Raw genomic sequence first — 25,695 nt, forward strand, 5'->3', positions numbered from 1 at the left:
GAGGGCCGCTGCTGCTACTTCAGGGCCGACTGCACGTCGGCGTCGGCGGTGGCGAGGAGCGATCCGGGGTCCCCGCCCGCCATCGCCTTCTGGGTCGCGGTGTCCACGGCGGTGAGCACGTCAGCGCTGTCGACCACGCCGGGCAGGAGCGGGATCGTGGTGCCCGGCAGCCCCGTGAGCGTCGCGACGGTCGGGTTCTCGTCGACGTCGGCGGCGGTGACGTCCGTGCGGAGCGGCGGCCAGCCGGACCCGAGGGCCCACTTCGTCGCGACGGACTGCTCGTTGAAGTAGCGCAGGAACCGCTCGGCCGCGGCCTGCTTCGCGTCGTCGGTCTGGGCCGTCACACCGAGCGAGATGCCGATGGCCGAGGCCACCTGTGCTTCGGGGCCCGCCGGGATCGCGGCGATGCCGTAGTCGATGTCCGAGGCCTCAGCGACGCCGGCCATCCAGGGGCCGCCGATCTCCATGGCGGTCTTGCCGGCGGTGAAGAGCTTGTCCGCGGCGATGCCGTCGACACCGGTCGGCGAGATCTTGTCGTCGCGCACCGCCTTCGCCCAGTACTCGAGCGTCTCGGCGTTCGCGGCGGAGTCGATGGTGGACTTCGTGCCGGCCTCGTTCGTGATCGATCCGCCGTTGCCGGCGAACAGGCTCGGCCAGATGCCGTTGCCGACGGTCTGGTGGTCCGGCAGCACGAGCCCGTACTGCTCGGGGGTGCCGTCGCCGTTCTCGTCCTTCGTGAGCTTCTTCGCGTCGGCGACCCACTCGTCCCAGGTGGTCGGGAAGGAGTCGATGCCGGCCGCTGCGAACAGCTTCTTGTTGTAGATCACGGAGAGCGGGACGAACCCGCTCGGCACGCCGTACTCCTTGCCGTCGACCCGCTCCATCGCGACGGCCTGTTCCTTCAGGTCCCCGGTGTTGTTGGCGTCGTCGGCGTAGAAGTCGCTGAGGTCGACCAGCGCTTTCTTCTGCGCGTAGACCGGCAGCCGGTCGGAGGTCATCGCGACGAGGTCCGGGCCCTTCTTCGCGGACAGTGCGGGGAGCATCGTGTCGTCGATCACGGCCCAGGTCTTCGTCTGGGTCGTGATGGTGACCTTGTCCTGCGAGGCGTTGAAGTCCTTGACGATGCCGTCCAGGACCTTGCCGTCGGCCTCGGTGTAGCCGTGCCAGAACGTCAGGTCGACGTGGCCGCCGTCACCCGACGACCCGGGGGAGCCGGCGCACCCGGCGAGGGAGAGCGACGCCGCTGCTGCGAGCGCGACGACCGCGATGTGCTTCTTCATCGAAAACCTGCCATCCGTCCGGCACGTCGGTGTGCGGACCTCGTCCATCCCGGATTTACACCGGTGTAAATGTGGACAGTAGCCGGTGCTCGACCGCCCGGTCAAGGGGTCGGGGAGCACCGGTGGTCAACGGGTCAGGCAGCAACCGGACGCAACGGTCCGGACGACGCCCGGACGACGAGTGCGTGCGGGGAGCGCAGCACCCCCGGTGTCGCCGGGGCGCCCTCCTCGAGCTGGGCGACGAGCACCCCGACCGCCGTCGCCGCGACGCGGTCCAGGTCGGCCGACACCGTGGTCAGCGCCGGGGTCGAGTACGCCGACTCCTCGATGTCGTCGAACCCGACGACCGCGACGTCGTCCGGCACGGTCCGGCCCGCGAGCTGCAGGGCACTCATCGCCCCGAGTGCCAGCGCGTCGTTGCAGCAGACGATCCCGTCGACCGGCACGCCGGCGTCGAGGAGCTGCCGTGCGGCCGCCGCACCCTCGGCCCGGTGCCACAGCGCGGTCGGCACCACCCGCTCGGGCGCGAACGGCACACCGTGGTCGTCGAGCGCCTCGCGGTAGCCCCGCAGTCGCTCCTGCGCCGTGCGCACGGGGCCGGACGGGTCGGAGCCGATGAACGCGATCGACCGGCGGCCGGCGTCGAGCAGGTGGGCGGTCGCGTCCCGCAGCGCGTCCGCGTTCGACATCGCGATGAACGGCACGGGGGCTTCCGGGATCGGCTCACCGAGCACGATCAGGGGGAACTTCACCTCGAGTGCGGCGGCGTCGCTCGGCCGGACGGTCAGCGGGCTGTAGATGATGCCGTCGATGGAGTGCTCGCGCATCCGGGTGATCGCGTCCGCCTCGCGCACGCCGCTCGCGGTCTGCTCGATGAGCACCGTGTAGCCCACGGCTCCGGCAGCGCGGATGACGGCATCGGCGAGTTCGGCGAAGTACGCCTGCCGCAGTTCCGGCACCGCGAGCCCGAGCACCTTGGAGCGTCCGGCGCGGAAGTTCCGGGCCGAGACGTTGAGCTCGTAGCCGAGCTCGTCGACGGCGGCCATCACGCGATCGCGCGTGCGGACGGAGACGTGTTCGTAGCCGGACAGCACGTTCGAGACGGTCTTCTTCGAGACACCTGCCACGGCGGCGACGTCGCTCATCGTGGGCGGAGAGCGGTGCCCCTGCGCCATCGGGCGCCCCCTCTCACGTGCGGACTGCGTTCGGCAGGAACCTACCGCACCAGCGTGGTGCGGACCGGACGGGAGGCCCGTGGCGGGCCCGCCACGGGCCTCCCGTCCGCCCTCCGGCCCGTCCAGGGCCCGGATCGGTCCGTCAGGAACCGTCAGCTCCCGGTCTGCTCCGTGGGCGCCGCCACGGGCTTCGACTGGCTCGACCCTCGTTGCCGCAGGGACACGGTGGCGATCACCATCACGGAGATGACCAGGAACTCCGACTGCCAGTTCTGCATCGACTCGAACCAGAACTGGCTCGTGCCCAGGTAGCCCCACGCCGAGACCACGCTGTCGCCGTGCTCGAGCTGCTCCTCGTTGTAGGCCGCAGCGCCTCCGATCACGTGCCCGACGACACTGCCGAGGAACAGCACCGCGAACAGGATCAGCAGCGAGTTCTCGTACAGGACGAGTGCGAGCCCGCCCCGACGGACGGGCCACGGCGCACCCGGGTCGTCGCGGTGGTCGTGTGGATCGTCGTCCGACGGAGATGCGTCGTCGAGGGGCTTCGACTCGCTCGACCCCTTCTGGAACAGGAAGGCGGTGAACACGATGTACGCGCCCATCTGCAGGAACTCGCTCTCCCAGTTCTCGAACGTGGCCTCGGCGAAGTCGCCGCTCGACAGGAACCCCCACAGGGACTCCGCGGCCTGCCCGTGCTGCACAGCGTCCGCCACGGACACCCGCCACCCGGCCAGCACCATCCCCACGAAACAGGCGAGGAACACCACGACGTTCGCCAGGAACAGGCCGTGTCGTCGGATCCTCGACCGCGCACTCGATCGGTCTCGCAGGGCGAGGGTCACCGGGTCCTCCGTTCGATGCACCGAGCTGTTGACGGCGCCCGGTCGTGGCGCCGTCGCCATTCTGGTCTCGGCTCCACGACCGCCCTCGCAGGACGACCGCGCTGGCCGGATCGCGCTGGCCCGGCAGCCGGTTCGGGACGCCTTCCGCCGAGCCGCTGTCCGGGTTTCGCTGTCCGGGGCTGCCGGGTCGCCACGGTGGGCGGACCGCGACCTACCGTCGAGTGCGGCCCGGGTGATCCGGGTCGCCCGAGCCAGCAGCACCGAGAGAGGAATGGGCCCCATGACCACGTTCACCACCACCGACGGCGCACTCGAACCGAAGCACGCCCACCGCGCTCTCGCACGGCGAGCCCGCTGCGTGTCCGAGCGCAGCCCCTTCACCGAGATCCGGGAGAACGCGCGCCTGCGGACACTGATGATCGTCGCGACCACCACCGGCATCGTCTCGGTCACCGCCACGGCGTCCGCCGCCGTCGTCGTGATCGGCCAGGGCGCGTGAGCGCGATGGCCGGGCACGTGCACGACGACGCCGTGCTCGACGTCCTGCGGTCCGAGCCGGTCGAGTGGCGGCGCCGCGGCCTGACGCCGCCGGCCGAGCTCGACGCGATCATCGCCCGCCGACTGGCGGGCGCCGTCCGCGGTGTCCCGGCGGACCCCACGTACGCCGACTTCTTCGCCGGCGGGTGAGCACGCCCTCCTGGTCCTGACCGCTTCTGGACAATGGCGTGGTGCGCCCGAGCGGTGGTGTGAAACTACCGCTCGAGTGACATGACCGACCACACCGAGCAGCCCGCGCGCATCCGCTTCGACGAACGCGGCACCGACCTCGCCGCAGCGAAGCGGACCCTCGCCACGGCGTACGACGGCATGGAGTGGGCCGCGGACGCCACCGGGGACGGCTTCGAGTACCGGTACGCCGCCGCGGGTGACGCGACCATGACGCTCCGTGCCGTGCACTTCGGCGGGCGGCTGACGGGCGAGATGCCGACAGGTGACGACTTCGTCGTGCAGTGGATCACCAGGGGGCTGGGCATCCTGGGTGGCGCGGGCGGTGCGATCCACCTGGTGCCGGGCCGGCCGCAGATGTGGCCGACCGAGCCGTTCCGGTTCCGCTTCGAGGACTACGAGCAGCGGCTCGTGCAGGTCAACCGGGCTCTGGTCGAGGGGGTGGCGGCCGAGCGCGGACTCGCACTCCGTCGCTTCGACCACACCGCGCAGATCGACGACGCCGCGATCCGGCAGTGGCGGCAGACCGTGCAGCTGATCTCGATCACGACGGTGGACCGTGAGGCCTCGCCGCTGCTGCAGGCGGAGATGGACCGGTTGGCGGCCGTCTCCCTGCTCGAGCTCTACCCCCGGGCGACCGTCGACCTGCCGCCGGAGCTGCTCCTGCCCCAGCACCGTCGGATCCGACAGGTCGTCGAGTACGTCCACGAGCACCCGCACCTGCCGATCACGAGCACCGAGCTCGCGGCGATGGCGAACCTCAGCCTCCGTGCCCTGCAGAGCGCGTTCGGCCGACTGCTCGGCATGTCGCCCAACGCCTACATCCGGGCGGTCCGGCTCGACCGCATCCGGACCGAGCTGCTGGCGTCCGACCCGGCCACCACGAACGTCGCCGACGTCGCCCGCCACTGGGGTTTCGCCCACGCCGGCAGGTTCTCGGCCGCTTACGCCGACCGGCACGGCGAGTACCCGAGCGAGACGCTCCGCCGCTCCTGACGGCGGTGGGCGCGACTCAGAGCGTGATGCCGGTGGCCGTCGCCAGTGCGTCGAGCAGCTCGGTGCGGAACCGCTGGTCGGCGACCGCCGGGTGCGGTTCCTGCTGCTTCCCGTGGAACCAGTAACCACCCGTCACGGTTTGGTCCGGATCGGTCGCGAGCGTCTCCTGCGTACGGTGGCCGAGCTCGAAGTCGTCCGGAGCGCCCGCCCCGCCCATCTTGGTCGCCACCCAGCCGGGGTCGACGGCGTTGCTCAGCACGCCCGGACGCCGCAGCGGCACCTCGGCGGCGAGCGCCGTCACGAACAGCTTCGTGTCGGAGTACGAGTTCGTCTCCGAACCACCGGTCCAGTCGACGGTGTCCAGGCGCGGGCGGCCACCCCGGTGCATGCCGCTGCTCAGGTACACGTGCCGCTTCGGGGCCTGCAGCAACGCGGTGAACAGGTAGGGGGCCACGACGTTGACCGGGATCAGCGACCGGCCCGAGATCACCCCGGCGTTGTGCACGACGGCATCGAGCGGGGTGCCGGCGTCGAGCTCGCGGGCGGTGGCGATCACGGCGTCGCGGTCGGCCAGGTCGGCGACGACGAGTTCGGCGCCGCGCTCCACCAGGTCGGCGACCGCCGCGGCGCGGGCCGTGTTGCGTGCGTGGACGAGGACGTCGTGTCCGCTGCGGAGCAGCGAGTCGGCGGTTCCCCGCCCGAGGCCGTCGGTGGATCCGGTGACGAGGATGCGTGCCATCCGCCCATCATGCGCCGGATGGGTGCGGCGGGTCCGGCAGGTGGACCGGCAACGCGCGGACGGGAAGCGCGGTGCGGGTCCGCCACGGGCCTCCCGGCCGTTCACGGGCCGGCCACAGGGCCGCGGTACGGTCGCTGCATGAGCAGCTTCCTCGAGCCCATCGACGCCGTCCGCGTCGGTGACGCGACGATCGTGCCGGACGCCACACGACCGGTCGCGGCGGTCGTCACGGGCGACGACGTGCGGTGGGTGACGTGGCCGGACGCCCCGTTGCCGGACGGTGCGGTCGACGAGGTCGGGGTCCTCGCGGCCGACGAGGGCGCCTGGGTCGTCTACGGGTCGCGCGAGGAAGTGGGCGATGACCTCGACGAGACGTCCCGGACCGCCGTGCACGTCACGCCGACCGGGGTGACGTGCGCGGTCGACCTCGGTGACCGACGCGTCCTCGGGGCGGACGTCGACGGGCTGTGGATCGGCGACCCGCGTGACGCGTCGATGTGGATGGGCGACGATGACGAGGACGAGGACTCCGAGGCCGAGGGCTTCGAGGATCCGGAGGACGACGACGGGGACCCGGACGACCCGCTCGACGGCGTCGACCCGGAGACCCTGCCGTGGGCGCCGTCGGAGCCGTTCTGGCCGTCGCCGGAGGAGTGGGCGGCGACGCTGGCGGCCGGCGAGGAGCCGGAGGACGACGACCCCGAGCTGCTGGACGACGACGATGACGACGACGGCCCCCGCTACTTCTGGCGCGCCGGATCCGACGCCGACGAGGACGACTTCCCTCGTCGGTCGGGACCACCGGCCGAGCCCGCACCACCCCTGCCGACCCCGCCGACCGAGCTCGTGCTCGTCCGGACCGACGGCAGCCGGACGACGATCACCGTCGACCACCTGGTCGAGGACGTCCGCCGCACCGGCTCGGTCCTCACCATCCGGTACATGCCCACCGGACCCCGGCGCACGCCCGATCTGACGGGCGGGTTGACCTACCACTACGACGCTCGGGAGGTCGACCTCGACGTCGCTGTCGGCCTGCCCAGCGTCGTCACCACCGATGACCTGCCGTCCCGTGCCGCGAGCGACGAGGACGAGACGTCGTGGGAGGACGAACAGGAGCGTCTGGAAGCAGCCCGCGCTCCGTGGACGGAGCAGTTCGACCTGACCGACGTCGAGGGCGCGTACTGGCCGCTGCACGACCTGGACGCTGCCGCACGGGAGCGCGCGGTCGCGGACCTTGTGGGCGTGTTCGAGGCGCTCGACCAGCCCGGCATCCTGTGGACCCGCGACCACCCCGAACCCCGGCGGTCGGCGAGCGACTACCGAGCCGTCGAGGTCACCGTCGAGAGCGAGTGGCCGGCGACCGAGGTCGTGGTGTCGTTCGACCACCGCACCGTGCCGTACCTGCGGCTCCGTCGGCGCTACCGGGTGTTCGACGATGCCGGGCACGTGGAGGACTGGACCTACGTCGGCGTGCACCTGGACGAGGACATCGACAGCGGGCACATCGCCGACCGGTCGGACGCGGTGGACGGGGTGCTCGACATCTGACGGGCGCTGCGCTGCCGGTCAGTGCCTCATCAGACCTCGGCGACGGCGCGCAGCTCGAGCGCCACGGCGTTCAGGTCCTCAAGCAGCCCGCCCGCCCCGTCGGCGTACTCGCTCGTCGTACCGGCCGCCGTGCAGCAGCTGTCGACGAAGCCATCCCATCCTCCGATGTTCCCACCGCACATTGCGGCCCGCTGGTCCTGTACGTTCCCTGTGTAGACATCCCCCTGACCAGAGAGGACGCGGCGCCATGAGTGACGGCACGCCCCAGTACAACCAGCAGAACCCGAACCCCTACGCCGCCGGCGGGCAGCCCTACGGCGCTCCGATGCAGCCGTCGTCCGACCGCTTCAACGTCATGGCGATCGTGGGGTTCGTCCTGGCCTTCGTGGTGAACATCGCCGGCCTCGTGGTGTCGATCATCGCGCTCTCGCAGATCAAGAAGACCGGGGAGCGCGGCCGCGGCCTGGCCCTCGCCGGCATCATCATCAGCGCCCTGTCGCTCGTGTTCGGCATCATCTGGATCATCTTCGTGATCGCTGTCGTCGCGAACGCTCCGGCGGGCAGCCTGGGTAGCTACTGACGTCCACCAGCACCAGACCGGAGGCTCGTGGCAGCTCGCCGCGGGCCTCCCGTCTGTCCGGTGTCGGTTCCGACCCGTGGCCTCAGCCGATGACGCCGGTGTGCTCCAGCACGATGTTCAGACCGATCAGGATCAGGACGACACCACCCGCGATCTCCGCCGGCTTGCCGAAACGGGCACCGACACGGCGACCGACCAGGACCCCGACGAACGACAGCACCGCGGTGGTGATCCCGATGAGCAGCACCGCGCCGCCGATCGAGACGGGCAGGAACGCCAGGGTGACGCCCACCGCCAGGGCGTCGATGCTGGTCGCGACCGCCAGCACGAGGAGCTCGCGGACCGGCAGCCGATCGGTGTCCTGCTCGGTGTCCTCGTGCTTCGAGAACGCCTCCCACAGCATCTTCCCGCCGATCAACGCGAGCAGCCCGAACGCGACCCAGTGGTCGAAGGCCGCGATGTACTGCGCGAACGCCGACCCGAGCAGCCAGCCGAGCAACGGCATCACCGCCTGGAACACCCCGAACGTCAGCGCGATCACGATCGCGTGCCGCACGTCGAAGCGCTTCATGTGCAGGCCCTTGCCGAGGGCGACGGCGAAGGCGTCCGCGGAGACGCCGAGCGCGATGAGGAAGAGGGCCCAGAACGACATGGGGGTGGCGCCTTTCGAGACGGTCGGATGGAGACTCCGACGTCTCAGGACCTGACGATCCTGGCACGGTCCCGGGCACGAAAAGGCCTGATCAGCGGGATTCGTCGCCCCGAATCCGCGGGTTGGTGGGCCCGGTCCGCCAACCCGGCCCACGTTCTCGACGTGACCAGGGGACGGACTGGAGGCTCGTGGCGGGCACGGCCACGAGCCTCCAGTCCGGCAGTCAGTGCGTCAGGAACCGGCGGCCGCGTGCGCGGCCACCTGGCTGGCCGTCAGTTCGGTGCCGTAGACGGCGGCGTACCGCATCGACCCGGTGAAGTACGGGTTGTTCGTGGCACCCGGCCACCCGCTGACGACGTCGTAGCCGACGCGGAAGTACCCGGTGAAGTTCTCGGGGCTCTTGAAGGCCGCGTTCGACGCGACGAGCGTGCCGTCGACGTACAGGCGCATGCCGTTGGTGGGCGACATCGTCGCCACCGTGTGGTGCCAGGCGCCGTCGGTGTAGGCCTTCGGCGAGGTGAGGACCTGCGTGGCGCCGCTGTACGTGCCGAACGCGAGCTGTCCGCTGGTGGTCAGGTAGAGCTTCCGGTCGTGCTGGCTCGACGCTCCGGTCTGGCTGCTGCCGAAACCGATGAGCATGCCGCCGGCGACCGTGGTTCGGAACCAGACCTCCTCGCTGAAGGTCGTCGGGTTGGCGTACGAGCGCGGGGTGGAGACGTAGCTCGTCGAACCGTTGAGCGCGTAGGCGCTCCCGCTGTCACGCGGGCAGGCGTTCGGGCTCGGCGTGGTCGCGGTCATGGTGCCCTGGTAGGTGCCGTTCGCGCCGCGGCCCGACCAGTCGGTGGCCGTCCGCGAACCCGAGGCCTCGGTCAGGCGGTAGGCGAACAGGGCGTTCGCGGTGTCCGCGCCGACGGCACCCGTGCACGTGAAGTACGGGGCGGTCGCGGCCGTGTTCGCACTGTTGGTCACGCGTGCGGTGTACGCCGAGCGGGTCGGGGCGAACTGGTTCAGCAGGACGACGACGGCCAGGGCGACCACGAGGAGGACGGCGACGACGCGACCATCGCGCAGGTGACGGAGGATCACGAGGGACGCACCGCCTCGACGCGGCCGACCGCCAGGCACGCCACGAGCGGCACGAGGCACACGGCGAACAGGGCGACCCAACCCAGGGGGTCGAGGTCGATGTTCGACATGAGCTGGTAGTGCCCGTTCTTCGTCAGCTCGTGGATGACGACCTTGCCCATCTCGCCGTCGACCAGGTGGACGCTGTTGCCGCCGTGGGCGTCGACGCGGACCGGGAAGATCCCCGACGAGATCACGGTGGCCTCGACGCCGGTCGGGCTCGAGGTGTTCGTGATCGTCGTCACGTTGACGAACGGCTTGAACACGAACGCCGCGTACGAGGCGGTGAGGGCGCTGCCCGCGATCCGCAGGCACGTGCGGGTCACCCGGTCGGTGAACGCGCTGGTCAGGGTCAGGATGATCAGCGTGCCGATGAGCAGGATCGGGGCGGCGCGGAGCAGCCAGCCGATGCGCGGGACCAGGAGCGCGGGGGTGCCGATCACGTCGGCCTGGGTGAGCGTCCACGGGTCGGTCGCGCCGTTGACGTCACCACGGGTGTGGAGCCCGCCGTCCGCGTCGATCGAGACGATGCGGTGGGTGTAGACGACGTCCGGGTTGGCGGAGGTCTCGAACGAGACGATGTCGCCGACGCTGAGCGTGGCGACGTCCACCGGCAGGTCGAGCACGAGGGTGCCGACGGGGGCGGCTTCGCCCATCGAGGGGGTCTCGACGACGAACCAGCGGCCGCCGGCGGAGAGGAACAGGACAGCGGCGGTGAGGAGCAGTGCGGCGATCGCGGCGACCGACCACGCGAGGACCGTCTCGGAGCGGGTGACCTGACGGCCGCGGAGGACCGGGCGGTCGAGCATGCCGCTGAGCGGGATCGCTGCGGTCTGGCTCATGGGCTCTGCTCCGGGGATTCAGGGGAATGGCGACGCTCGACCGGAGGGGGGTCGGCCGAGCGTCGCCGGTCTGGGGGAGGGGGATGGGGGGCGGATCAGGCCGGATCAGGCTGGATCAGGCCGTGAAGGTCCAGGTCATCGGGACCGAGGCGGCGAGGCCCTGGTAGGTGTTGCCGGCCGAGGAGTCGAGGGTCACCGCGAAGTTGAACGGGACGCTCGCGCCGGCGGCCGGGGCCTGCGGCATCGTGAAGGCCGACGCCGCCGCACCCTTGAAGCTGGCGAGGGTGCCGCTGAACACCGTGGTCGAACCGGAGGTGACGACGAGGTTCATCTTGGCGCAGAGGTCGGTCGCGGTGCCGTTGGCCGAGCCGTTCGCCGACTGGGTGCACGTGGTGCCCGGGTTCAGCGTGAAGGTGCTGGCGTTCGCGGTGCCGGTGTTCTTGATCGAGATCGCGGTGTTGACCGTGTTGCCCGGGGTCATCGTCGTGCTGCCGCCGAACTTGTTGATCGTCGAGCAGGTCGCCGAGTTCGTCGAGACCGAGCCGCCGTCGGTGCTGAGGCAGGTGACGGTCGCGCCGGCGTTCTGCTCCTGCATGATCAGCGTGCCGCTGCCGGCGGTGTTGCTGCTGTTGGTGATGCTCGCGGCGAACCCGGAGAGGGTGCCGGTGAGCGAGAGGGAGAGCAGGACGGCGGCGAAGATACCCGCGAGGAGCGCCACGGGGGCGAAGCGGATCCGCTTCAGTGCGGAGGTGCGGAGCTTGGTGGACACGGGGTACCTCTTCGTTCGGTGGTGGTTGCAGGAAGTCGGGGGAAGCAAGGCGTTCGGGCTGTTTTGCTTCAATGGTTAAGATAGTCACTGATTCACCAAGTTGACCACTCGTATACTTACCCCAGTGCGGGGGACGCTCTTTGTCCCCCGGTCCCCGACACGGAAGAAGGCCCTCGTGGCAGCAGTACCGAACGACGACGACGCGGCCGACCTCATGGCCGCGTTCACCGCCGTCGTACGTGCGAACGCGAGCCTGGTGAGTCAGCTGAGCGCTCGTGCGGGCGTGCACGAGAACGCCCTCCGCGCCCTGGTCCTCATCAGTGACACCGGGTACTCCACGCCGACCGAGGTCGCCGGGTACCTGGGGCTGACCTCGGGCGCGGTGACGAACATGATCGACCGGATGAGCACCGCCGGCCTGCTCGAGCGCGCACCGAACCCGGCGGATCGCCGCGGCTCACTGCTGCGGCTGCTGCCCCCGGGGCATGTCGTCGTGTCGGACTACCAAGAGCGGTACACAGCGATGCTCCGGGCCGTCGACGGGGCGCACAAGGGCGAACTGCACGAGGTACTGAACGACCTGGCGACGAGTCTGTACGAACAGGCTGCCGCCGCGTCCTGATCTCGCTCGCGGGGACCGCGCGTCTACCTGGTGGGGATCGCCCGTTCCTCCGTCGAGGTGAGGCCGGCACGGCGTTCCCGAGCCGTCCCGCGGGCGCGCTCGTCCTCGAGCACGAGCACGACGGTGTCCCGGAGGGGTCGGGTCACTCCGCCGGCGTCCCTGAAGGCCACGGTGGAGCGCTGTGCGAACCCGCCCTCCGACACCGGGATCCACAGGGGGAGTGATCGCGGTCCGGCCCAGTAGGCCACGTCGTGCGCGAGCAGGACGTCGTCGTCGACCGCGACCAGCTCGTCATCGAACCCGGTGACCTCCGCCACGCACCGGAAGAACTCCTGCATCGGCGTCGGAGCGCCCACGGCGTTGACCGTGCCGACGAACCCGTCGCTCCCGGCACGGACGAGCCAGGCGGCGAGGTCTGCGACGTCGATCACCTGGACGAACCGCTCCGCCGTCGTCGGCACCAGCACCGGCCCACCGCGGTCGAGGCGTGCCGGCCAGTACCCGAACCGGTCACTCGGGTCGCCGGGGCCGACGATCAACCCCGGGCGGGCGATGAGCAGCCGTGACCCGAGCCGGAGCCGCGTCATGCGCTCGGCGAGGACCTTCGCGTCGGCGTACTCGGACGGGTCCCTCGGCTCCACCAGCCGGGCGGACTCGTCAGCGCCCGGTTCGTCGTTGTCCGCGTACACCGAGACCGTGGACACCAGGGTCCAGTGCGCGGCTCGGTCGGCGAGGGCGTCGAGCGCCGGGGCGACGAGTTCGGGGGCGCTGGCGAGCTCGATGACCTCGTCCCAGTTCCCGCTGGCCTGTTCGTACGCGCCGGCCAGGGCTCGGTCCACCTGGACGAAGCGCGCTCCCTCCGGAACGTTTCCGGTCGTGCCCCGGGCGAGGCAGGTGACGTCGGCGCCCTCGGACAGCAGCTCGTCGACGATCGTCCGCCCGAGCCAACCGGTTCCGCCGAGTACCAGGACGCGTCGCACGCGCTGCGTCATCAGACGGGTTGGAGGGGTCGTCGTTCGCCGTCGGGGAGCTCGACCCGGATGCGATCGCCCGGCCGCACCGTGCCACCGGTGAGCACGACGCTCATCACCCCGCCCTTGCGCTCGACCGTGCCGTCCTCGGCGCGCCCCAACACGGCACGGAGGAGTCCCGGCTCGAAGCCGTTGATCTGCTGGCACGGGTTCCGCAGGCCCGTGACCTGCACGGAGGCGTCGTCGCCGAGGTGCAGCACTGCTCCCTCGGGCAGCCCGAGCAGGTCGATGCCACTGGTCGTGACGTTCTCGCCCATCTGTCCCGGTTCGACGCTGAACCCGGCTTCGGCGACCTCGTCGAACAGCTCGGCGTGCAGCAGGTGGACCTGGCGCAGGTTGGGCTGGGAGGGGTCACGAGCGACCCGGGAGCGGTGCTGCACGGTCGTGCCGGCGTGGGCATCCCCCTCGATGCCCCACCCCGCCACGAGCGTCACCGCGTCGACCAACGGCTTGCTGAACCGGTGCTCGCCGTCCTTGCTCACCGCGACCACGCGCGGCTGGTCCATGTCGTCCCCGCTCATGGGGCCGATTCTGCCCCATGGTCACGGTCGCGCGGGTGCAGCGTCGGTCAGTGGCGCTCGCGCGGGCCGGTTCAGCGGCGCTTGCGCAGCGCGTTCGTCGCCCACAGCGAGACAGCGATGAGCACGGGCTGGAACAGCAGGCGGACGAAGCGCTTGGTGTCGGTGTCCAGGCCGAACCCGTCACGGTGGTGCATCCACTGCGCGATGTTGCCGGGGAAGACCGCGAGGAAGAACACCGCGACGACCCACCCGACGGTCACCTGACGCCGAGCCAGGAGCATCAGCGCAGCCCCGAGGGAGATCTCCACCACACCGGAGGCGATCACCGTGACGTCCGTCGGCAGCGGCACGAACTTCGGCACCTGCGCCTGGAACTCCTCGCGGGCCACCGTCAGGTGACTGATGCCGGCCCAGGTGAGCATCGCACCGAACAGGATGCGGACGATGGTCCGGGGGCGGGTGGAGCGGACTGCGGGGGTGCGGGTTGCCATCGGGGTGGTGCCTTTCACGGTCGTGGTGGGGTTCGGTGGAGTGGGGGCGAGGTCAGCGGCTGCGGAGGACGCGGCGTCGGCGTGCGGCCTCGAACGTGATCGCGGCAGCGGCGGAACCGAGCGTGAGGATCCGCGCGACCGGACGGCCGCGGGTCGAGGTGAGCAGCCGCAGCACGCCGGCGAGTGTGAGTGCGGCAGCACCGCCGGTCGTGCTCGTCACCGAGCCGTCTTCGCGGTCGATCACGAGCCGGGTCCCGCCGAGGGCTGTCACCGCGATGGCGGAGCCGGTGCCGACCAGGTCGTTCACGGATGCACGGCGAACCCCCGCGGTGGCGAGTCCGAGCCCGGACAGGACTTCCAGGCCAGGGATGCCGAGCGCGTGTGGGACGCCCGGCTCGAATCCACGTCGCTGCATCTGCCGGGCTCGAGCGCGCAGCGGGGTGCGGCGAACCGTGGCGATGCCGTGCCCGGCGAGCAGGCCGCCGGTGACGAGGCCGATCCAGCTGGTGAGTTTCACGTTGCGCTCCATTAGGTTGTGCACAACCTAACACGTCGACGCCGAAGACGGTCGAAGGGCCAGTAGGTTCGTCTGGTGCCATCACGAGTGTCCGGGTTCGCCGGCGACCTCCGCCTCCGCCTGACGATCGCCTCCCTCGTCGTGATCGCCGCGCTCTACCAGTGCTTCTGGAACCTGGCCGGCTCGAACATCACCGGCGACGAGAACATCTACCTGCAGAGCGGGTGGCAGTACGTCCACGGAGACTTCGCCGCGAACCGCGAACACCCGCCGACGGCCAAGTACCTGTTCGGGCTCGTGCAGCTCCTCACCGGGCAGGGTCCGATCGGGCCGCGGATCCTCGTCGGCGTGCTCACCTTCGCGGTCGGCGTGGTCCTGTACCTGTGGCTGCGTCGCGAGATCGGGTACTGGGGTGCCCTCCTGGCGGCGTCGCTGTGGTGGCTGACTCCGCGTGGTGGTGCGGGTGCCCGGGTTGACCGGCTCGCCCTGCTCGACCCGGTGATGACGGCCTTCGCCGTGTTCGCGATCGTCGCCGCGTGGTGGTGGATCCGCAGTGAGCGGGCGTGGTGGCTCGCTCCCGTGTCCGGCGTGCTCATGGCTGCCTCGGTCACGTCCAAGCTGTCGACCATCGTGCTGCTCCCGGCGTTCCTGCTGCTCCCGGTCCTGTTCAAGGCCTGGCGGAAGGGCCTCGTCGGCGGCGCGCTCTGGGTGGCCGCCTTCACGGTGACGTTCGTCGCCCTGTACGTCCCGATGGGCATCCGTTCGGCGATCCAGTACATGGTCGCGTTCCAGGAGGGGCAGAACACCAACGGGCACCCGATCACGATCGACGGGCAGATCTACACGTTCGCACCGTGGTGGGCGAGCTTCCGGTTCTTGCTCGACGGCACCGGCAGGGCGATGCTCGTCGTCCTCGCGATCGGTGTGCTCGCCGCCCTGGTGGTGCGGGCGGACCGCCTGGTCGCGTACGTCGGCGCATCCCTGGTGCTGCTCGTCGGGTTCTACGTCGTCGTCGCGAAGATCGCGCTGCCGACCTACTACACCGCGTGGATGCCGTTCCTGCTGGTCCTCGCCGCCATCGGCTTCCCACGCCTCGCCACCGTCCCCCCGAGGGCCCTGACCGTCCCGGTCGTGCTGGTCCTCGTCGCGACGCTCGTCGTCCCCTCGTTCCGGGTGAGTCAGGCCGTCGCGCGGGCGCACCCGACCGGGATCGCGCTGTTGCCCGGGTACCTCGAGGAACACGATGTGCCCGACGGTCGGATCCTGTTCGTGTCGGCGACCCCCACGCTCTTCCAGCCGTACGTCGGCGACCACGGGACCAACCGACTCGACCGTGGCCCCTACGTCGCCATCGTCGTCGGACGCGACCAGCGGCTCCCCGCACCGGAGGCCGTGACCACGCTGCTGCAGGATGACGCCTCGTCCTTCACCTCGGGGAGGCTCGACGGCCTGCGCGTGTGGGTCCCGAAGGACGGCCGCATCCGCGAGGACAACGGGGCCCTCACGATCGCCCGCTAGTCGATGCGACGTTGGCGAGGCGTCGCGCACCCATGCACCTACTGCGGCATGTCGACGAACCGCGAGAACATCCCGTGGAACGCCACGGTGATGGTGTCCGTCGGTCCGTTACGGTGCTTCGCCACGATCAGGTCCGCCTCACCCTGACGCGGGTTGTCCTTCTCGTACGCCGACTCACGGTGCAGCAGGATGACCATGTCAGCGTCCTGCTCGATGGAGCCGGACTCACGGAGGTCGGAGATCGCCGGCTTCTTGTCGGCACGCTGCTCCGGACCACGGTTCAGCTGCGACAGGGCGATGACCGGGACCTGGAGCTCCTTGGCCATCAGCTTCAGGGCACGCGAGAACTCGGAGACCTCTTGCTGGCGACTCTCGACCTTCTTTCCCGAGGTCATCAGCTGCAGGTAGTCGATGACCACGAGCTTCAGGTTGTGCTGCTGCTTGAGTCGACGGCACTTGGCGCGGATCTCGACGAGCGTCATGTTGGGGGAGTCGTCGATGAAGAACGGGGCGTCGTTGATGCGACCGCGGGTCTGCGCGATGGTGGTCCAGTCGCGCGAGTCCACGGTGCCCTTGCGCATGTTCTGCAGCGGCACGCTGGTCTCGGCGGAGAGCAGACGCATGGCGATCTCGGCGCGACCCATCTCGAGCGAGAAGAAGGCGGCGGTCTGGTCGTGCTTGATCGCGGCGGCGCGGCACAGGTCGAGCGCCAGCGTCGACTTACCGAGGGCCGGTCGGGCAGCGACGATGATGAGCTGTCCGGGGTGGAAGCCGTTCGTCAGGCCGTCGAGCTGCGCGAACCCGGTCGGCACGCCGGTCATCTGGCCGTCGCGGCCCTTGGCGGCCTCGATCTCGTCGAGCGCGGCCGAGATGGCGTCGGTCAGCGGGACGTAGTCCTCGGTCTGCACACCACCGGCGACGTTGTAGACCTCGGCCTGCGCACTGTTGACGAGGTCGGTGACCTCACCCTCGGACGCGTAGCCCATCTGGACGATGCGGGTGCCGGCGTCCACCAGGCGGCGGAGCACCGCCTTCTCGGCGACGATGCCGGCGTAGTAGCCGGCGTTCGCGGCGGTCGGCACCATGCTCGTGACGCTGTGCAGGTACTCGGCGCCGCCGGCGCGGGACAGCAGTCCGGTCTTGGTCAACTCGTCGGTGACGGCGATGACGTCGGTGGGCTCACCGTGCGAGTAGAGCGACAGGATGGCGTCGAAGATGACCTCGTGCTTGGGGACGTAGAAGTCCACGCCTCGGGCGGTCTCGATGACGTCGGCGACGGCGTCCTTCGACAGGAGCATGCCACCGATGGTCGACTGCTCCGCGAGCATGTCGTGCGGCGGGGTGCGTTCCATGCCGCGCTCCGCGTAGTCCTGCGGTGCGGGCTCAAGATGTGCGATCGACACACGCTCTCCTCTGTTGACGACACGGACCTGAACCGGCGGGACAGCACCCACCGGCGGGAACCCGCACCCCTGTTTCTACCCCCGGCAACCGACATCCCCGAGTCGCTGGGCCAACGTACGGCCCCAGAGTTATCCCCAACAAACGGCCCTGTGGATAACTCTGTGGAGAGCCTGCGGAACACGCCGGAGCGCTGTGTGGAGAACTGTGGACGGGCCTGTGGAAAAAGACCCGTACGAACACACTTTCGACCACCTGACCTGGGCTTTTCTGTTACACACGGTGTGTGGAAAAGTGGGGTTCAAGCACCCCTTGAAGGTTCCGATTTGACACGTTTCCACTGTGTAAAACGACTTGACAAGGACCCCTCCTGTGGGAAGAGTTCTCGGCCTGTTCCCAGCCAGCGCGACCCCGTCTGAACCGTAACCAGCCAGCCCGAGTCGAGCCGCGCCTCCAGGCCCGTGACCATGTCGGCGACAGTCGTGGGACAAGCCGCGCGACCGCCCCCGGAACGCAACGACGGGCGGGCCTCCCGGAGGAGACCCGCCCGTCGTGGAGCGGAACGTCAGTGCTACTTGGCAGCGACGACCTTGAGCGAGATCACGGCAGTGATGTCCTCGCGCAGGCGCACGGTGGCCTCGTGGTCACCGACGGTCTTGATGGTCGCGGGGACCTCGACCTTGCGCTTGTCGAGCGAGCCGACGCCCTGCGCCTGGACGGCGTCAGCGACGTCGCCCGGACGGACGGAGCCGAACAGACGACCGTCCTTGCCGGCCTTGACCGACAGGGTGATGGTCGCGTTCTCGAGCTTCATCTTGAGGTCCTGTGCCTCTTCGATGGTGGCGAGCTCGCGCGCGGTACGCGCGGCACGGATCGACTCGACCTGCTTCTCGCCGCCCTTGGACCACGCGACAGCGAAGCCCTGGGGGATGAGGTAGTTGCGGGCGTAGCCGTTCTTGACGTCGACGACGTCACCAGCGGAACCGAGGCCGGAGACCTCGTGGGTGAGGATGAGCTTCGACATGTGTCGACCTCCGATCAGCGGCCGGAGCCGGCGTAGGGGAGGAGCGCCATCTCACGGGCGTTCTTCACGGCACGGGCGATGAGGCGCTGCTCCTGGACGGAGACGCCGGTGATGCGACGGGCGCGGATCTTTCCACGCTCCGAGATGAACTTGCGAAGGGTCGCAACGTCCTTGTAGTCGATGACGCCGACCTTGATCGACTTCGCGGGAGCAGCGTTCTTGCCACCCTTGCCGCGAGGCTTCCGGCGGTCGCCGGTGCTCTTTCCAGCCATAGTGATTTGTCCTTAGAAGAAAAGTTGTGTGTCCGTCGGAACCGGGAGGGTCAGTCCGGAACTCGCAGTTGCCGCTGTCAGGCGGCGCTGCGTGCTCCGATCAGAACGGGGTCTCGTCGTCGAAGTTGCCGCCGGGGGTGCTCCACACGTCGTTCGACTGTGCGTTGCCGCCACCCTGCTGGCCGCCCTGGGGAGACCAGGGCGCGTCCGACTGACCGCCACCGTTGTTGTTCCAGTTGCCGCCGCCGTTGCCCGCGGGGGCGCTGGCGCCGCCGCCGACCTGGCCACGACCGCCGCCACTGCCACCCGCTGCGCGGGTGATCTGTGCGGTCGCGTAGCGGAGCGACGGGCCGATCTCGTCGACCTCGAGCTCGATGCTCGTGCGCTGCTGGCCCTCACGGTCCTGGTAGGAACGCTGACGCAGACGACCCTGCGCGATGACGCGCGAGCCCTTCGTCAGCGACCCCGCCACGTGCTCGGCGAACTCGCGCCACACACTCGCACGGAGGAACAGCGCGTCGCCGTCCTTCCACTCGTTCGCCTGACGGTCGAACGTGCGAGGGGTCGACGCGATGGTGAAGTTCGCCACGGCGAGCCCGTTCTGCGTGTAGCGCAGCTCGGGGTCCGCGGTGAGGTTGCCCACCACCGTGATGACGGTTTCGCCGGCCACGGGTTACTCGGCGCTCGCGGTCGCGGTTGCGGAGGCGTTGGCGGCCTTGCGGGCCGCGCGAGCCTCGTCACGCTGCTTCTGGGCGGCGACCTGCGCGATGCCCTCTTCAGCGCGGAGGACCTTCGTGCGGAGCACGGCCTCGGAGAGACCGAGCTGACGGTCGAGCTCCTTGGCTGCCTCGGGCGACGACGTGAAGTCGACGACGGCGTAGATGCCCTCGGACTTCTTCGCGATCTCGTAAGCGAGCCGGCGACGGCCCCAGACGTCCACGTTGTCGACGGTGCCACCCGCGTTGCGGATCACGGCCAGGAACTTGTCCAGGCTGGGAGCGACGGTGCGCTCATCGATCTCGGGGTCGAGGATCGCCATCAGTTCGTACTGGTGCATGCGGAACCCACCTCCTCTGGTCTCAGCGGCCCCGGGCGGTTCCCGGGGCAGGAGGGTTGATGCATGTGCCCCAGACCACGCAGGTGCGCGAGGGGCAACCTGGGTAGCCTACCGGACTGCCTGGAGGCGCGCCACCGGGCTGTGGAGAGCGGTCCCGCCCGTCGGGCGGTCGCGTCTCAGGCGCCGCGTCGCCTCAGGTGCTGGTGTCGCCTCAGGCGCCGGTGTCGCCTCGGGTGCTCCACCACTCGCGCAGGCGCTCCTCGGCCGTCTCCGGCCCGAGGGGCCCTTCGTCCATCCGGGCCTCGAGCAGGAACCGGTAGGCCTCGCCCACGGCACGCCCCGGCGGGATGTCGAGGATCCGCATGATGTCGTCGCCGGTCAGGTCCGGACGGATCGACTCGAGCTCCTCCTGCTTGGACAGCACCTTGATGCGGTCCTCGAGGTCGTCGTAGGCGAACGCCAGCCGGTCGGCCTTGCGGCGGTTGCGGGTGGTGACGTCCGATCGAGTGAGCTCGTGCAGCCGTTCGAGCTGGGGTCCGGCGTCACGGACGTAGCGGCGGACGGCGGAGTCGGTCCAGGCGCCCTCGGTGTACCCGAAGAAGCGCAGGTGCAGCTCGATCAGGCGGGACACCGCGGCGATGGTGTCGTTGTCGAAGCGGAGCGCGCGGAGTCGCTTCTTCGCCATCTTCGAACCGACCAGGTCGTGGTGGTGGAAGCTCACCGCCCCGCCGGGCTCGAGCTTGCGCGTCGCGGGCTTGCCGATGTCGTGCAGCAGCGCCGCGAGCCGGAGCACGGTGTCCGGGGGATCGCCGGCGTGCCGCTCGGCCTCGTACCCGATGGCCTGCTCGAGCACGGTGAGCGAGTGCTCGTAGACGTCCTTGTGGTGGTGGTGCTCGTCGACCTCGAGCCGCATCTCGGGCAGCTCGGGCAGGAACCGCTCGGCGAGGCCGGTCTCGACGAGCAGCCGGAGGCCGGGGACCGGGTCGTCCGTGTTGAGCAGCTTGACGAGCTCGTCGCGGACCCGCTCGGCGGACACGATGTCGATCGATGCGACGAGTTCCTGCATCGCGGCCCGCACGTCGTCGTCGACGGTGAAGCCCAGTTGGGACGTGAACCGTGCGGCGCGCATCATCCGCAGGGGGTCGTCGCGGAACGAGACGACCGCGGTCTGGGGCGTCCGGAGCCGTGCGGCGAGCAGGTCCTCGACGCCGCCGTGCACGTCGACGAGCTCGCGGTCCGGCAGCCGCAGGGCCATCGCGTTGACGGTGAAGTCGCGACGGAGCAGGTCGTCCTCGATGGTGTCGCCGAACGCGACCTCGGGCTTGCGGGTCTCGCCGTCGTAGACGTCGCTGCGGTACGTGGTGATCTCGACCTGCTCGCCGGCGACCCGTGCGGCGATGGTGCCGAACTGGCGACCGACGTCCCAGGTGGCACTCGCGATGGGTTCGACGATCCGCAGGATCTCGTCAGGCCGGGCGTCGGTGGTGAAGTCCAGATCGGTCACCGGACGGCCGAGGAACGCGTCACGGACGGGGCCGCCGACGAGGGCGAGTTCGTGCCCGGCGTCGGCGAAGGCCCGAGCGAGGAGGTCGACGGGCTCGGTGGTGGCGAGTGCGTCGAGTCGTTCGACGGCCTGGGCAACGGACTGCATGACGGTGCTCATCCTCCCAGATCGAGGCCCCGAGTTCTCCACAAGCCGCGCGCGCACGGGACCTGTTCATGGTCGCGCCTCATACACTCGTGCTCGGCCCGAACCGACCCCGTGGCCCGCTCCCCGTATGCAGATGCTCCGCACCACGCTCGCCGCAGCCGCGTCGACCCTCGTCGCGCTCGGCCTGGTCGTCGCGCCCGTCGCCACCGATCACGCCTCGGCCGCCACCGTGTCCGCAGCCAAGAGCCACGTCGCCGATCCGGCCGCCGCAGACGCGGGCAAGGCGACCATCTCGATCGCCCCCGCGAACCGTGGCGTCGTCCAGCGCGACCAGGACCTCACCCTGTCGGTCACCGTCACGAACGACACCGACGCGGCGCTGCCGGCCGGCACCGCGGAGTTCGACATCTTCCGCTCGGTGAGCACGCGCGACGTCCTGGCGAGCTGGCTCAGCGACACCACCACAACCGGTTACCTCGGTGCCCCGATGGACTCCGTGGACATCCCGGCGATCCCGGCGCACCGTTCGATCACCATCGACTCGGTCGAGATCGTCTCCGGCAACGTGGCGCTCGGCGGGTACTCCTCGTTCGGCGCCCGCCGCATCGCGGCCGAGTACACGGCGGGCGACGCCTTCGCCGTCGACCGCTCCGCCATCACCTGGTACCCGGACTTCGAACAGGCCCCGGTCAGCGTCTCGGTCGCGATGCCGATCACCGTGCCGAAGTCGACCGACGGCATCCTCACCGCCCCCGTGCTGGCCGCCGCGACCTCGGTCGACGGCACGCTCACGCAGCAGCTCGACGCCGCCGAGGACCACAACGTCGCCGTGGCGGTGGACCCGCGGATCATCGCCTCGATCCGGATCCTCGGCGACAACGCCCCGTCGAGTGCGATCACCTGGCTGCAGCGTCTCGAAGCACTGCGCAACGAGACCTTCGCGCTGCCCTACGCCGACGCCGACGTCACCGGCCTGCGCCAGGCCGGGTCCGACGGCATCCTGTCGCCGATCTCCCTCGACCAGTCCGTCAAGTCCGAGAACTTCCCCGGCGCCGAGACCCCGGCACCGACTCCGACGGCCACACCGGGGCAGACCTCGTCGCCGGCCCCCACCGAGGCCTCGAGCGACGGCACCACGACCGACGACGGTGCCGACCAGGCGCAGGAGACGCTGCCGACCACGGAGTCCCTGCTCGACTTCCCGTACTCGATGGACTCGATCTCCTGGCCGACCGAGGGGACGGTGTCCTCCTCCGACCTGCCCGCCCTCGAGCGTGCCGGCACGAAGACCACCATCGTCTCGAGCGGCAACACCTCGGCCGGCGCGGACACCACCATCACCGCGTCCGAGAAGATCGGCGACGACCACGTGCTCGTCTCCGACCAGTCGATGTCGTCGATGCTCCGCCGGGCCGCCGCCGCCACCGACCGGCAGACCTGGTCGTCGACGATGTCCGAGCTCACCGCGACGCTGGCCACTTCGGCCCGTGCCGCCACTGCCACGGGGCCGATCCTGCTGACCCTCGGGCGCGAGTGGCCGTCCGACTCCACCCGGCTCAGCCAGGCGCTGGACGCCCTCGAGAGCACCGCCTGGGTCGCCCCGGCCGACCTCTCCACCGCCTCGAAGGCCGTCGCCGGGTCGCTCACGCTCGCCAGCGCGTCGACCGGCGAGGCCCGCATCGACCAGCTCCAGCGACTCGTGCGGGGGGAACAGGGGCTCTCCGCGTTCGCGACGATCCTCGGCGACCCGAACCAGCTCACCGCGCCCGCCCGGCTCCGTCTGCTCGCGCTTGCCTCGAACGCGTGGCGCGACGACGACCAGGGCCTCGCCGCCGCGGTGGAGGCCCGCACGGCCGCCTGGGCGAAGAGCACCACCGAGGTCGGCATCGTCGACTCGAGCAGCCTCACCCTGCTCGGCGACCGGTCGTCCCTGCCGGTGTCGATTCGCAACAGCTCCGCCTACCCGGTCACGGTGCACCTGTCCGTGCAGCCGTCCAACTCGGCGCTGCGGGTCGTCCGCAACGACATCGTCGTCGAGATCCAGCCCGATTCCTCCACCCGCGCGACCGTCCCCGTGCAGTCGGTCGCGAACGGCAAGGTCGAGTTGACGATGTCGCTCTCGAGCCCGACCGGCGTCGCCGTGGCCCAGCCCGCGACCGTCGAGCTGAACGTGCAGGCGCAGTGGGAGACGGTCATCACCGCGGCCGCCGCGATCGCCCTGATCGGCATCTTCGGCTTCGGCATCTTCCGCAGCATCCGCAAGCGCATCCGCCGCCGCAACGGCGAACTCGACGACGAGGACGACGACGACCCGAACCGCCCCCTTGCGGTCCAGCCGACGGTCGGGGGCGCGCAGGCGTCCACCACCCGGCCTGGAGGCACGGATCACCGCTCCGGAGCGGCCCCCGCACCCAGCGTGGCCGCTTCCACGACCGGCACGGCCACCGGAGCGGCGGCCGCGGCCCCGGCTGCAGCGGCGACCACGGCGGTGGACCAGGGCCCCCTGCAGGACGCCATCGCGCGCGCCGGAGCCGAGCCGGGCCTCCCGTCCGACGCCGTACGCAACACCGTCGCGGACGACCGCGACCCCGAGGAGCCGACCATCAGCACCAGCCAGCCCCAGCCCGACGTCGACGCCGAGCCGGTCGCCGAGCGCAGCCTCGGCCGGGCGAGCGCGATGCTGGCCGCCGGCACGATGCTGTCGCGCATCCTCGGCTTCGCGAAGACCTTCGTGCTGGCGTACGCGATCGGGCAGACGCAGTCACCGGCGGCGGACGCGTTCGCGGTGTCCAACCAGCTCCCGAACAACATCTACGCGCTGATCGCGGGTGGCCTGTTGTCCGCCGTGCTCATCCCGCAGATCGTGCGTGCGATGAAGCAGCACACCGACGGTGGCACGGCCTACGTCAACAAGATCGTGACGCTCGGCGGATCCCTGTTCATCGTCATCGCCGTCGTCGCGACCCTCATCGCCCCACTGCTCGTGCAGGTGTACGCGCAGACGGCGTCAGGCGAGGGCAAGGGGTTCACGCCCGGTCAGATCGACCTCGCAGTGGCGTTCGCGTTCTGGTGCCTGCCGCAGATCCTCTTCTACGCGATGTACTCCCTGCTCGGCGAGGTCCTCAACGCGAAGCAGGTGTTCGGCCCGTTCACGTGGGCGCCGCTCATCAACAACGTCATCTCGATCGCCGGGCTCGTCGTCTTCATCGCCATGTTCGGTGGCAGGGCCGCGAACTCCGGCGTCGACGACTGGACTCCGCTCAAGATCGCCGTCCTCGCCGGCAGTGCGACCCTGGGCGTGCTCGCTCAGGCCGCCTTCCTGCCGTTCTTCTGGCGCCGGGCGGGCCTGAGCTTCCGACCTGACTTCCGCTGGCGTGGCGTCGGCCTGAAGTCGACGGGCACGGCGGCCGGGTGGCTCTTCGCGATGATCCTCGTCACCCAGCTGGCCGGCGTCGTGCAGTCGCGCGTCGCATCGCTGGGTTCCGGTGCCGCGGGCAACGCGGTGCTGCAGAACGCCTGGCTGCTCTTCATGCTGCCGCACTCGATCATCACGGTCTCCATCGCGACGGCGTACTTCACACGGATGAGCCACGACGCGGAACGCGGCGACCTCGACGCCGTGCGGAAGAACCTTTCGCTCTCGCTGCGGATCGTCGGACTGTTCACCGTCTTCGCCTCGATCGCGCTGATGGTCGTCGCCGTGCCGTTCGGACGCATGTTCTCCAACACCTTCGACGGGGCGCTGTCGATCGGCGCGGTCCTGCTGGCCTACATGCCGGGGCTCGTGCTCTTCAGCATGCTGTTCATCATCCAGCGTGTCTTCTGGGCGATGCACGACCACCGGACGCCGTTCCTCATGCAGTGCGTCCAGTCGGTGCTGTTCGTGATCGGTGCTCTCGCGGTCAGCACGCTCCCGAACGAGACGATCGGCGTCGCGATCGCAGCGTGCACCACCCTCGCGGGCACCGCGCAGACGATCGTCGCCCTGGTGCTCGTCCGCAAGCGGCTCGGTGGCATCGAAGGACCCGTGGTCACCCGTTCGCACGTGCAGTTCGTCATCGCCGCGCTCATCGCGGGCGTCGTGGGACTCCTCGTCGTGAACTTCTTCGGGTCGTTCTCGGCGAGCGGCTTCGCGATGGCCGACTTCACCGGAGCGGCCATCACCCTCGTCCTCGCCGGCGCGGTGATGGCGGCCGTGTACTTCGGAGCCCTCGTCGTCGCGAAGAACGGCGAGATCGGCAACGCCGTCCGGATGCTCCGCAGCAAGCTCGGCCGCTGATCCCTGCCGGGCACCGCACGCTCACGGGGCG

General features: G+C 70.2%; 27 protein-coding genes. 8 read left to right on the forward strand and 19 right to left on the reverse strand.

Translation table 11 applies throughout. From position 1 onward, the window contains the following. Positions 1-14 precede the first annotated feature (14 nt). From DEJ29_RS17790 to DEJ29_RS17800, 3 genes are all read right to left on the reverse strand, one after another. On the reverse strand, positions 15-1,280 hold the full coding sequence (locus DEJ29_RS17790; protein WP_071404107.1) for an ABC transporter substrate-binding protein: 1,266 nt from the start codon (positions 1,278-1,280) through the stop codon (positions 15-17). 134 nt (positions 1,281-1,414) lie between these two features. Beyond that, positions 1,415-2,425 (reverse strand): LacI family DNA-binding transcriptional regulator, encoded by a 1,011-nt coding sequence (locus DEJ29_RS17795; RefSeq protein ID WP_181438104.1) that lies wholly within the window; start codon positions 2,423-2,425, stop codon positions 1,415-1,417. 182 nt (positions 2,426-2,607) lie between these two features. Next, entirely contained in the window at positions 2,608-3,300 is a 693-nt protein-coding gene (locus DEJ29_RS17800) for a DUF6766 family protein (protein WP_258375876.1), read from the reverse strand. A 280-nt stretch (positions 3,301-3,580) separates the two neighbouring features. On the opposite strand from DEJ29_RS17800, the gene DEJ29_RS17805 reads away from it, so the two are divergent. From DEJ29_RS17805 to DEJ29_RS17815, 3 genes are all read left to right on the forward strand, one after another. After that, entirely contained in the window at positions 3,581-3,799 is a 219-nt protein-coding gene (locus DEJ29_RS17805) for a hypothetical protein (RefSeq protein ID WP_111094108.1), read from the forward strand. Beyond that, positions 3,796-3,987, forward strand: a complete 192-nt coding sequence (locus DEJ29_RS17810) for a hypothetical protein (RefSeq protein ID WP_146248278.1) — start codon at positions 3,796-3,798, stop codon at positions 3,985-3,987. Before DEJ29_RS17805 ends, DEJ29_RS17810 begins: the two co-directional genes overlap by 4 nt. Positions 3,988-4,068: 81 nt before the next feature. Then, positions 4,069-5,022, forward strand: a complete 954-nt coding sequence (locus DEJ29_RS17815; RefSeq protein ID WP_111094110.1) for an AraC family transcriptional regulator — start codon at positions 4,069-4,071, stop codon at positions 5,020-5,022. 16 nt (positions 5,023-5,038) lie between these two features. On the opposite strand, the gene DEJ29_RS17820 is transcribed toward DEJ29_RS17815, so the two are convergent. Continuing rightward, on the reverse strand, positions 5,039-5,761 hold the full coding sequence (locus tag DEJ29_RS17820) for an SDR family NAD(P)-dependent oxidoreductase (RefSeq protein WP_111094111.1): 723 nt from the start codon (positions 5,759-5,761) through the stop codon (positions 5,039-5,041). Positions 5,762-5,899: 138 nt separating this feature from the next. On the opposite strand from DEJ29_RS17820, the gene DEJ29_RS17825 reads away from it, so the two are divergent. Further along, positions 5,900-7,312, forward strand: coding sequence for a hypothetical protein (locus tag DEJ29_RS17825; protein ID WP_181438105.1), 1,413 nt, complete (start codon positions 5,900-5,902; stop codon positions 7,310-7,312). Between the two features lie 29 nt (positions 7,313-7,341). Here the strand turns inward: DEJ29_RS17825 and DEJ29_RS17830 are convergent, their stop codons facing one another. Next, on the reverse strand, positions 7,342-7,494 hold the full coding sequence (locus tag DEJ29_RS17830) for a hypothetical protein (RefSeq protein WP_181438106.1): 153 nt from the start codon (positions 7,492-7,494) through the stop codon (positions 7,342-7,344). 65 nt (positions 7,495-7,559) lie between these two features. Between DEJ29_RS17830 and DEJ29_RS17835 the strand changes: the two genes are divergently transcribed. Beyond that, a complete protein-coding gene (locus tag DEJ29_RS17835) occupies positions 7,560-7,892 on the forward strand; it encodes a DUF4190 domain-containing protein (RefSeq protein ID WP_071404111.1) in 333 nt (110 codons plus the stop codon). Positions 7,893-7,974: 82 nt separating this feature from the next. Here the strand turns inward: DEJ29_RS17835 and DEJ29_RS17840 are convergent, their stop codons facing one another. From DEJ29_RS17840 to DEJ29_RS17855, 4 genes are all read right to left on the reverse strand, one after another. Then, complete coding sequence (locus tag DEJ29_RS17840) at positions 7,975-8,544, reverse strand: manganese efflux pump MntP (RefSeq protein ID WP_027466883.1); 570 nt, start codon at positions 8,542-8,544, stop codon at positions 7,975-7,977. Positions 8,545-8,775: 231 nt separating this feature from the next. After that, entirely contained in the window at positions 8,776-9,630 is an 855-nt protein-coding gene (locus DEJ29_RS17845) for a LamG domain-containing protein (RefSeq protein WP_111094112.1), read from the reverse strand. Next, positions 9,627-10,511, reverse strand: a complete 885-nt coding sequence (locus DEJ29_RS17850; RefSeq protein ID WP_111094113.1) for a S26 family signal peptidase — start codon at positions 10,509-10,511, stop codon at positions 9,627-9,629. Before DEJ29_RS17850 ends, DEJ29_RS17845 begins: the two co-directional genes overlap by 4 nt. 115 nt (positions 10,512-10,626) lie before the next feature. After that, positions 10,627-11,280: a COG1361 family protein gene (locus DEJ29_RS17855; protein WP_111094114.1), complete on the reverse strand. Its 654-nt coding sequence runs from the start codon at positions 11,278-11,280 to the stop codon at positions 10,627-10,629. Positions 11,281-11,455: 175 nt separating this feature from the next. On the opposite strand from DEJ29_RS17855, the gene DEJ29_RS17860 reads away from it, so the two are divergent. Beyond that, positions 11,456-11,902: a MarR family winged helix-turn-helix transcriptional regulator gene (locus DEJ29_RS17860; RefSeq protein WP_284173938.1), complete on the forward strand. Its 447-nt coding sequence runs from the start codon at positions 11,456-11,458 to the stop codon at positions 11,900-11,902. A 23-nt stretch (positions 11,903-11,925) separates the two neighbouring features. Here the strand turns inward: DEJ29_RS17860 and DEJ29_RS17865 are convergent, their stop codons facing one another. The 4 genes from DEJ29_RS17865 to DEJ29_RS17880 form a co-directional block, all read right to left on the reverse strand. Beyond that, positions 11,926-12,894 carry an NAD-dependent epimerase/dehydratase family protein gene (locus tag DEJ29_RS17865; protein ID WP_111094115.1) on the reverse strand — a complete coding sequence of 323 codons (969 nt, stop codon included), beginning with the start codon at positions 12,892-12,894 and terminating at the stop codon, positions 11,926-11,928. Next, a complete protein-coding gene (locus tag DEJ29_RS17870; RefSeq protein WP_228516464.1) occupies positions 12,894-13,454 on the reverse strand; it encodes an MOSC domain-containing protein in 561 nt (186 codons plus the stop codon). Before DEJ29_RS17870 ends, DEJ29_RS17865 begins: the two co-directional genes overlap by 1 nt. A 71-nt stretch (positions 13,455-13,525) precedes the next feature. Continuing rightward, a complete protein-coding gene (locus tag DEJ29_RS17875; RefSeq protein ID WP_027466888.1) occupies positions 13,526-13,945 on the reverse strand; it encodes a DoxX family protein in 420 nt (139 codons plus the stop codon). Positions 13,946-13,997: 52 nt separating this feature from the next. Continuing rightward, complete coding sequence (locus tag DEJ29_RS17880) at positions 13,998-14,462, reverse strand: hypothetical protein (RefSeq protein ID WP_146248279.1); 465 nt, start codon at positions 14,460-14,462, stop codon at positions 13,998-14,000. A gap of 75 nt (positions 14,463-14,537) precedes the next feature. Between DEJ29_RS17880 and DEJ29_RS17885 the strand changes: the two genes are divergently transcribed. Beyond that, on the forward strand, positions 14,538-15,980 hold the full coding sequence (locus DEJ29_RS17885) for an ArnT family glycosyltransferase (protein ID WP_181438107.1): 1,443 nt from the start codon (positions 14,538-14,540) through the stop codon (positions 15,978-15,980). Between the two features lie 38 nt (positions 15,981-16,018). Here the strand turns inward: DEJ29_RS17885 and dnaB are convergent, their stop codons facing one another. The 6 genes from dnaB to DEJ29_RS17915 form a co-directional block, all read right to left on the reverse strand. After that, complete coding sequence (gene dnaB, locus DEJ29_RS17890) at positions 16,019-17,383, reverse strand: replicative DNA helicase (protein ID WP_031260130.1); 1,365 nt, start codon at positions 17,381-17,383, stop codon at positions 16,019-16,021. A gap of 569 nt (positions 17,384-17,952) precedes the next feature. Next, positions 17,953-18,405, reverse strand: a complete 453-nt coding sequence (rplI, locus tag DEJ29_RS17895) for a 50S ribosomal protein L9 (RefSeq protein ID WP_027466901.1) — start codon at positions 18,403-18,405, stop codon at positions 17,953-17,955. A gap of 14 nt (positions 18,406-18,419) precedes the next feature. Further along, complete coding sequence (gene rpsR, locus DEJ29_RS17900; RefSeq protein WP_017887834.1) at positions 18,420-18,677, reverse strand: 30S ribosomal protein S18; 258 nt, start codon at positions 18,675-18,677, stop codon at positions 18,420-18,422. 100 nt (positions 18,678-18,777) lie between these two features. Then, the gene (locus DEJ29_RS17905) at positions 18,778-19,347 is read right to left on the reverse strand and encodes a single-stranded DNA-binding protein (protein ID WP_027466902.1); all 570 of its coding nucleotides are present in this window, start codon (positions 19,345-19,347) and stop codon (positions 18,778-18,780) included. A 3-nt stretch (positions 19,348-19,350) separates the two neighbouring features. Beyond that, entirely contained in the window at positions 19,351-19,734 is a 384-nt protein-coding gene (gene rpsF / locus DEJ29_RS17910; protein WP_027466903.1) for a 30S ribosomal protein S6, read from the reverse strand. Between the two features lie 211 nt (positions 19,735-19,945). Continuing rightward, positions 19,946-21,385, reverse strand: a complete 1,440-nt coding sequence (locus DEJ29_RS17915; RefSeq protein WP_111094187.1) for a CCA tRNA nucleotidyltransferase — start codon at positions 21,383-21,385, stop codon at positions 19,946-19,948. A 127-nt stretch (positions 21,386-21,512) separates the two neighbouring features. Here DEJ29_RS17915 and DEJ29_RS17920 point away from each other — a divergent pair, with 127 nt between their 5' ends. Continuing rightward, positions 21,513-25,664, forward strand: a complete 4,152-nt coding sequence (locus tag DEJ29_RS17920; protein WP_220037311.1) for a DUF6049 family protein — start codon at positions 21,513-21,515, stop codon at positions 25,662-25,664. The last annotated feature ends 31 nt before the right edge of the window (positions 25,665-25,695 follow it).

The organism is Curtobacterium sp. MCPF17_021 (genome assembly GCF_003234605.2).
Classification (GTDB): Bacteria; Actinomycetota; Actinomycetes; order Actinomycetales; family Microbacteriaceae; genus Curtobacterium; species Curtobacterium flaccumfaciens.

Bases quoted from the DNA above. Each gene is read 5' to 3' on its own strand.
- rpsR (WP_017887834.1), bottom strand. From the start codon at position 18,677: ATGGCTGGAAAGAGCACCGGCGACCGCCGGAAGCCTCGCGGCAAGGGT.
- DEJ29_RS17820 (WP_111094111.1), bottom strand. From the start codon at position 5,761: ATGGCACGCATCCTCGTCACCGGATCCACCGACGGCCTCGGGCGGGGA.
- rpsF (WP_027466903.1), bottom strand. From the start codon at position 19,734: ATGCACCAGTACGAACTGATGGCGATCCTCGACCCCGAGATCGATGAG.
- DEJ29_RS17870 (WP_228516464.1), bottom strand. From the start codon at position 13,454: ATGAGCGGGGACGACATGGACCAGCCGCGCGTGGTCGCGGTGAGCAAG.
- DEJ29_RS17815 (WP_111094110.1), top strand. From the start codon at position 4,069: ATGACCGACCACACCGAGCAGCCCGCGCGCATCCGCTTCGACGAACGC.
- DEJ29_RS17805 (WP_111094108.1), top strand. From the start codon at position 3,581: ATGACCACGTTCACCACCACCGACGGCGCACTCGAACCGAAGCACGCC.
- DEJ29_RS17795 (WP_181438104.1), bottom strand. From the start codon at position 2,425: ATGAGCGACGTCGCCGCCGTGGCAGGTGTCTCGAAGAAGACCGTCTCG.
- DEJ29_RS17830 (WP_181438106.1), bottom strand. From the start codon at position 7,494: ATGTGCGGTGGGAACATCGGAGGATGGGATGGCTTCGTCGACAGCTGC.
- DEJ29_RS17915 (WP_111094187.1), bottom strand. From the start codon at position 21,385: ATGCAGTCCGTTGCCCAGGCCGTCGAACGACTCGACGCACTCGCCACC.
- DEJ29_RS17840 (WP_027466883.1), bottom strand. From the start codon at position 8,544: ATGTCGTTCTGGGCCCTCTTCCTCATCGCGCTCGGCGTCTCCGCGGAC.
- rplI (WP_027466901.1), bottom strand. From the start codon at position 18,405: ATGTCGAAGCTCATCCTCACCCACGAGGTCTCCGGCCTCGGTTCCGCT.
- DEJ29_RS17920 (WP_220037311.1), top strand. From the start codon at position 21,513: ATGCAGATGCTCCGCACCACGCTCGCCGCAGCCGCGTCGACCCTCGTC.
- DEJ29_RS17865 (WP_111094115.1), bottom strand. From the start codon at position 12,894: ATGACGCAGCGCGTGCGACGCGTCCTGGTACTCGGCGGAACCGGTTGG.
- DEJ29_RS17825 (WP_181438105.1), top strand. From the start codon at position 5,900: ATGAGCAGCTTCCTCGAGCCCATCGACGCCGTCCGCGTCGGTGACGCG.
- DEJ29_RS17850 (WP_111094113.1), bottom strand. From the start codon at position 10,511: ATGAGCCAGACCGCAGCGATCCCGCTCAGCGGCATGCTCGACCGCCCG.
- DEJ29_RS17835 (WP_071404111.1), top strand. From the start codon at position 7,560: ATGAGTGACGGCACGCCCCAGTACAACCAGCAGAACCCGAACCCCTAC.
- DEJ29_RS17875 (WP_027466888.1), bottom strand. From the start codon at position 13,945: ATGGCAACCCGCACCCCCGCAGTCCGCTCCACCCGCCCCCGGACCATC.
- DEJ29_RS17790 (WP_071404107.1), bottom strand. From the start codon at position 1,280: ATGAAGAAGCACATCGCGGTCGTCGCGCTCGCAGCAGCGGCGTCGCTC.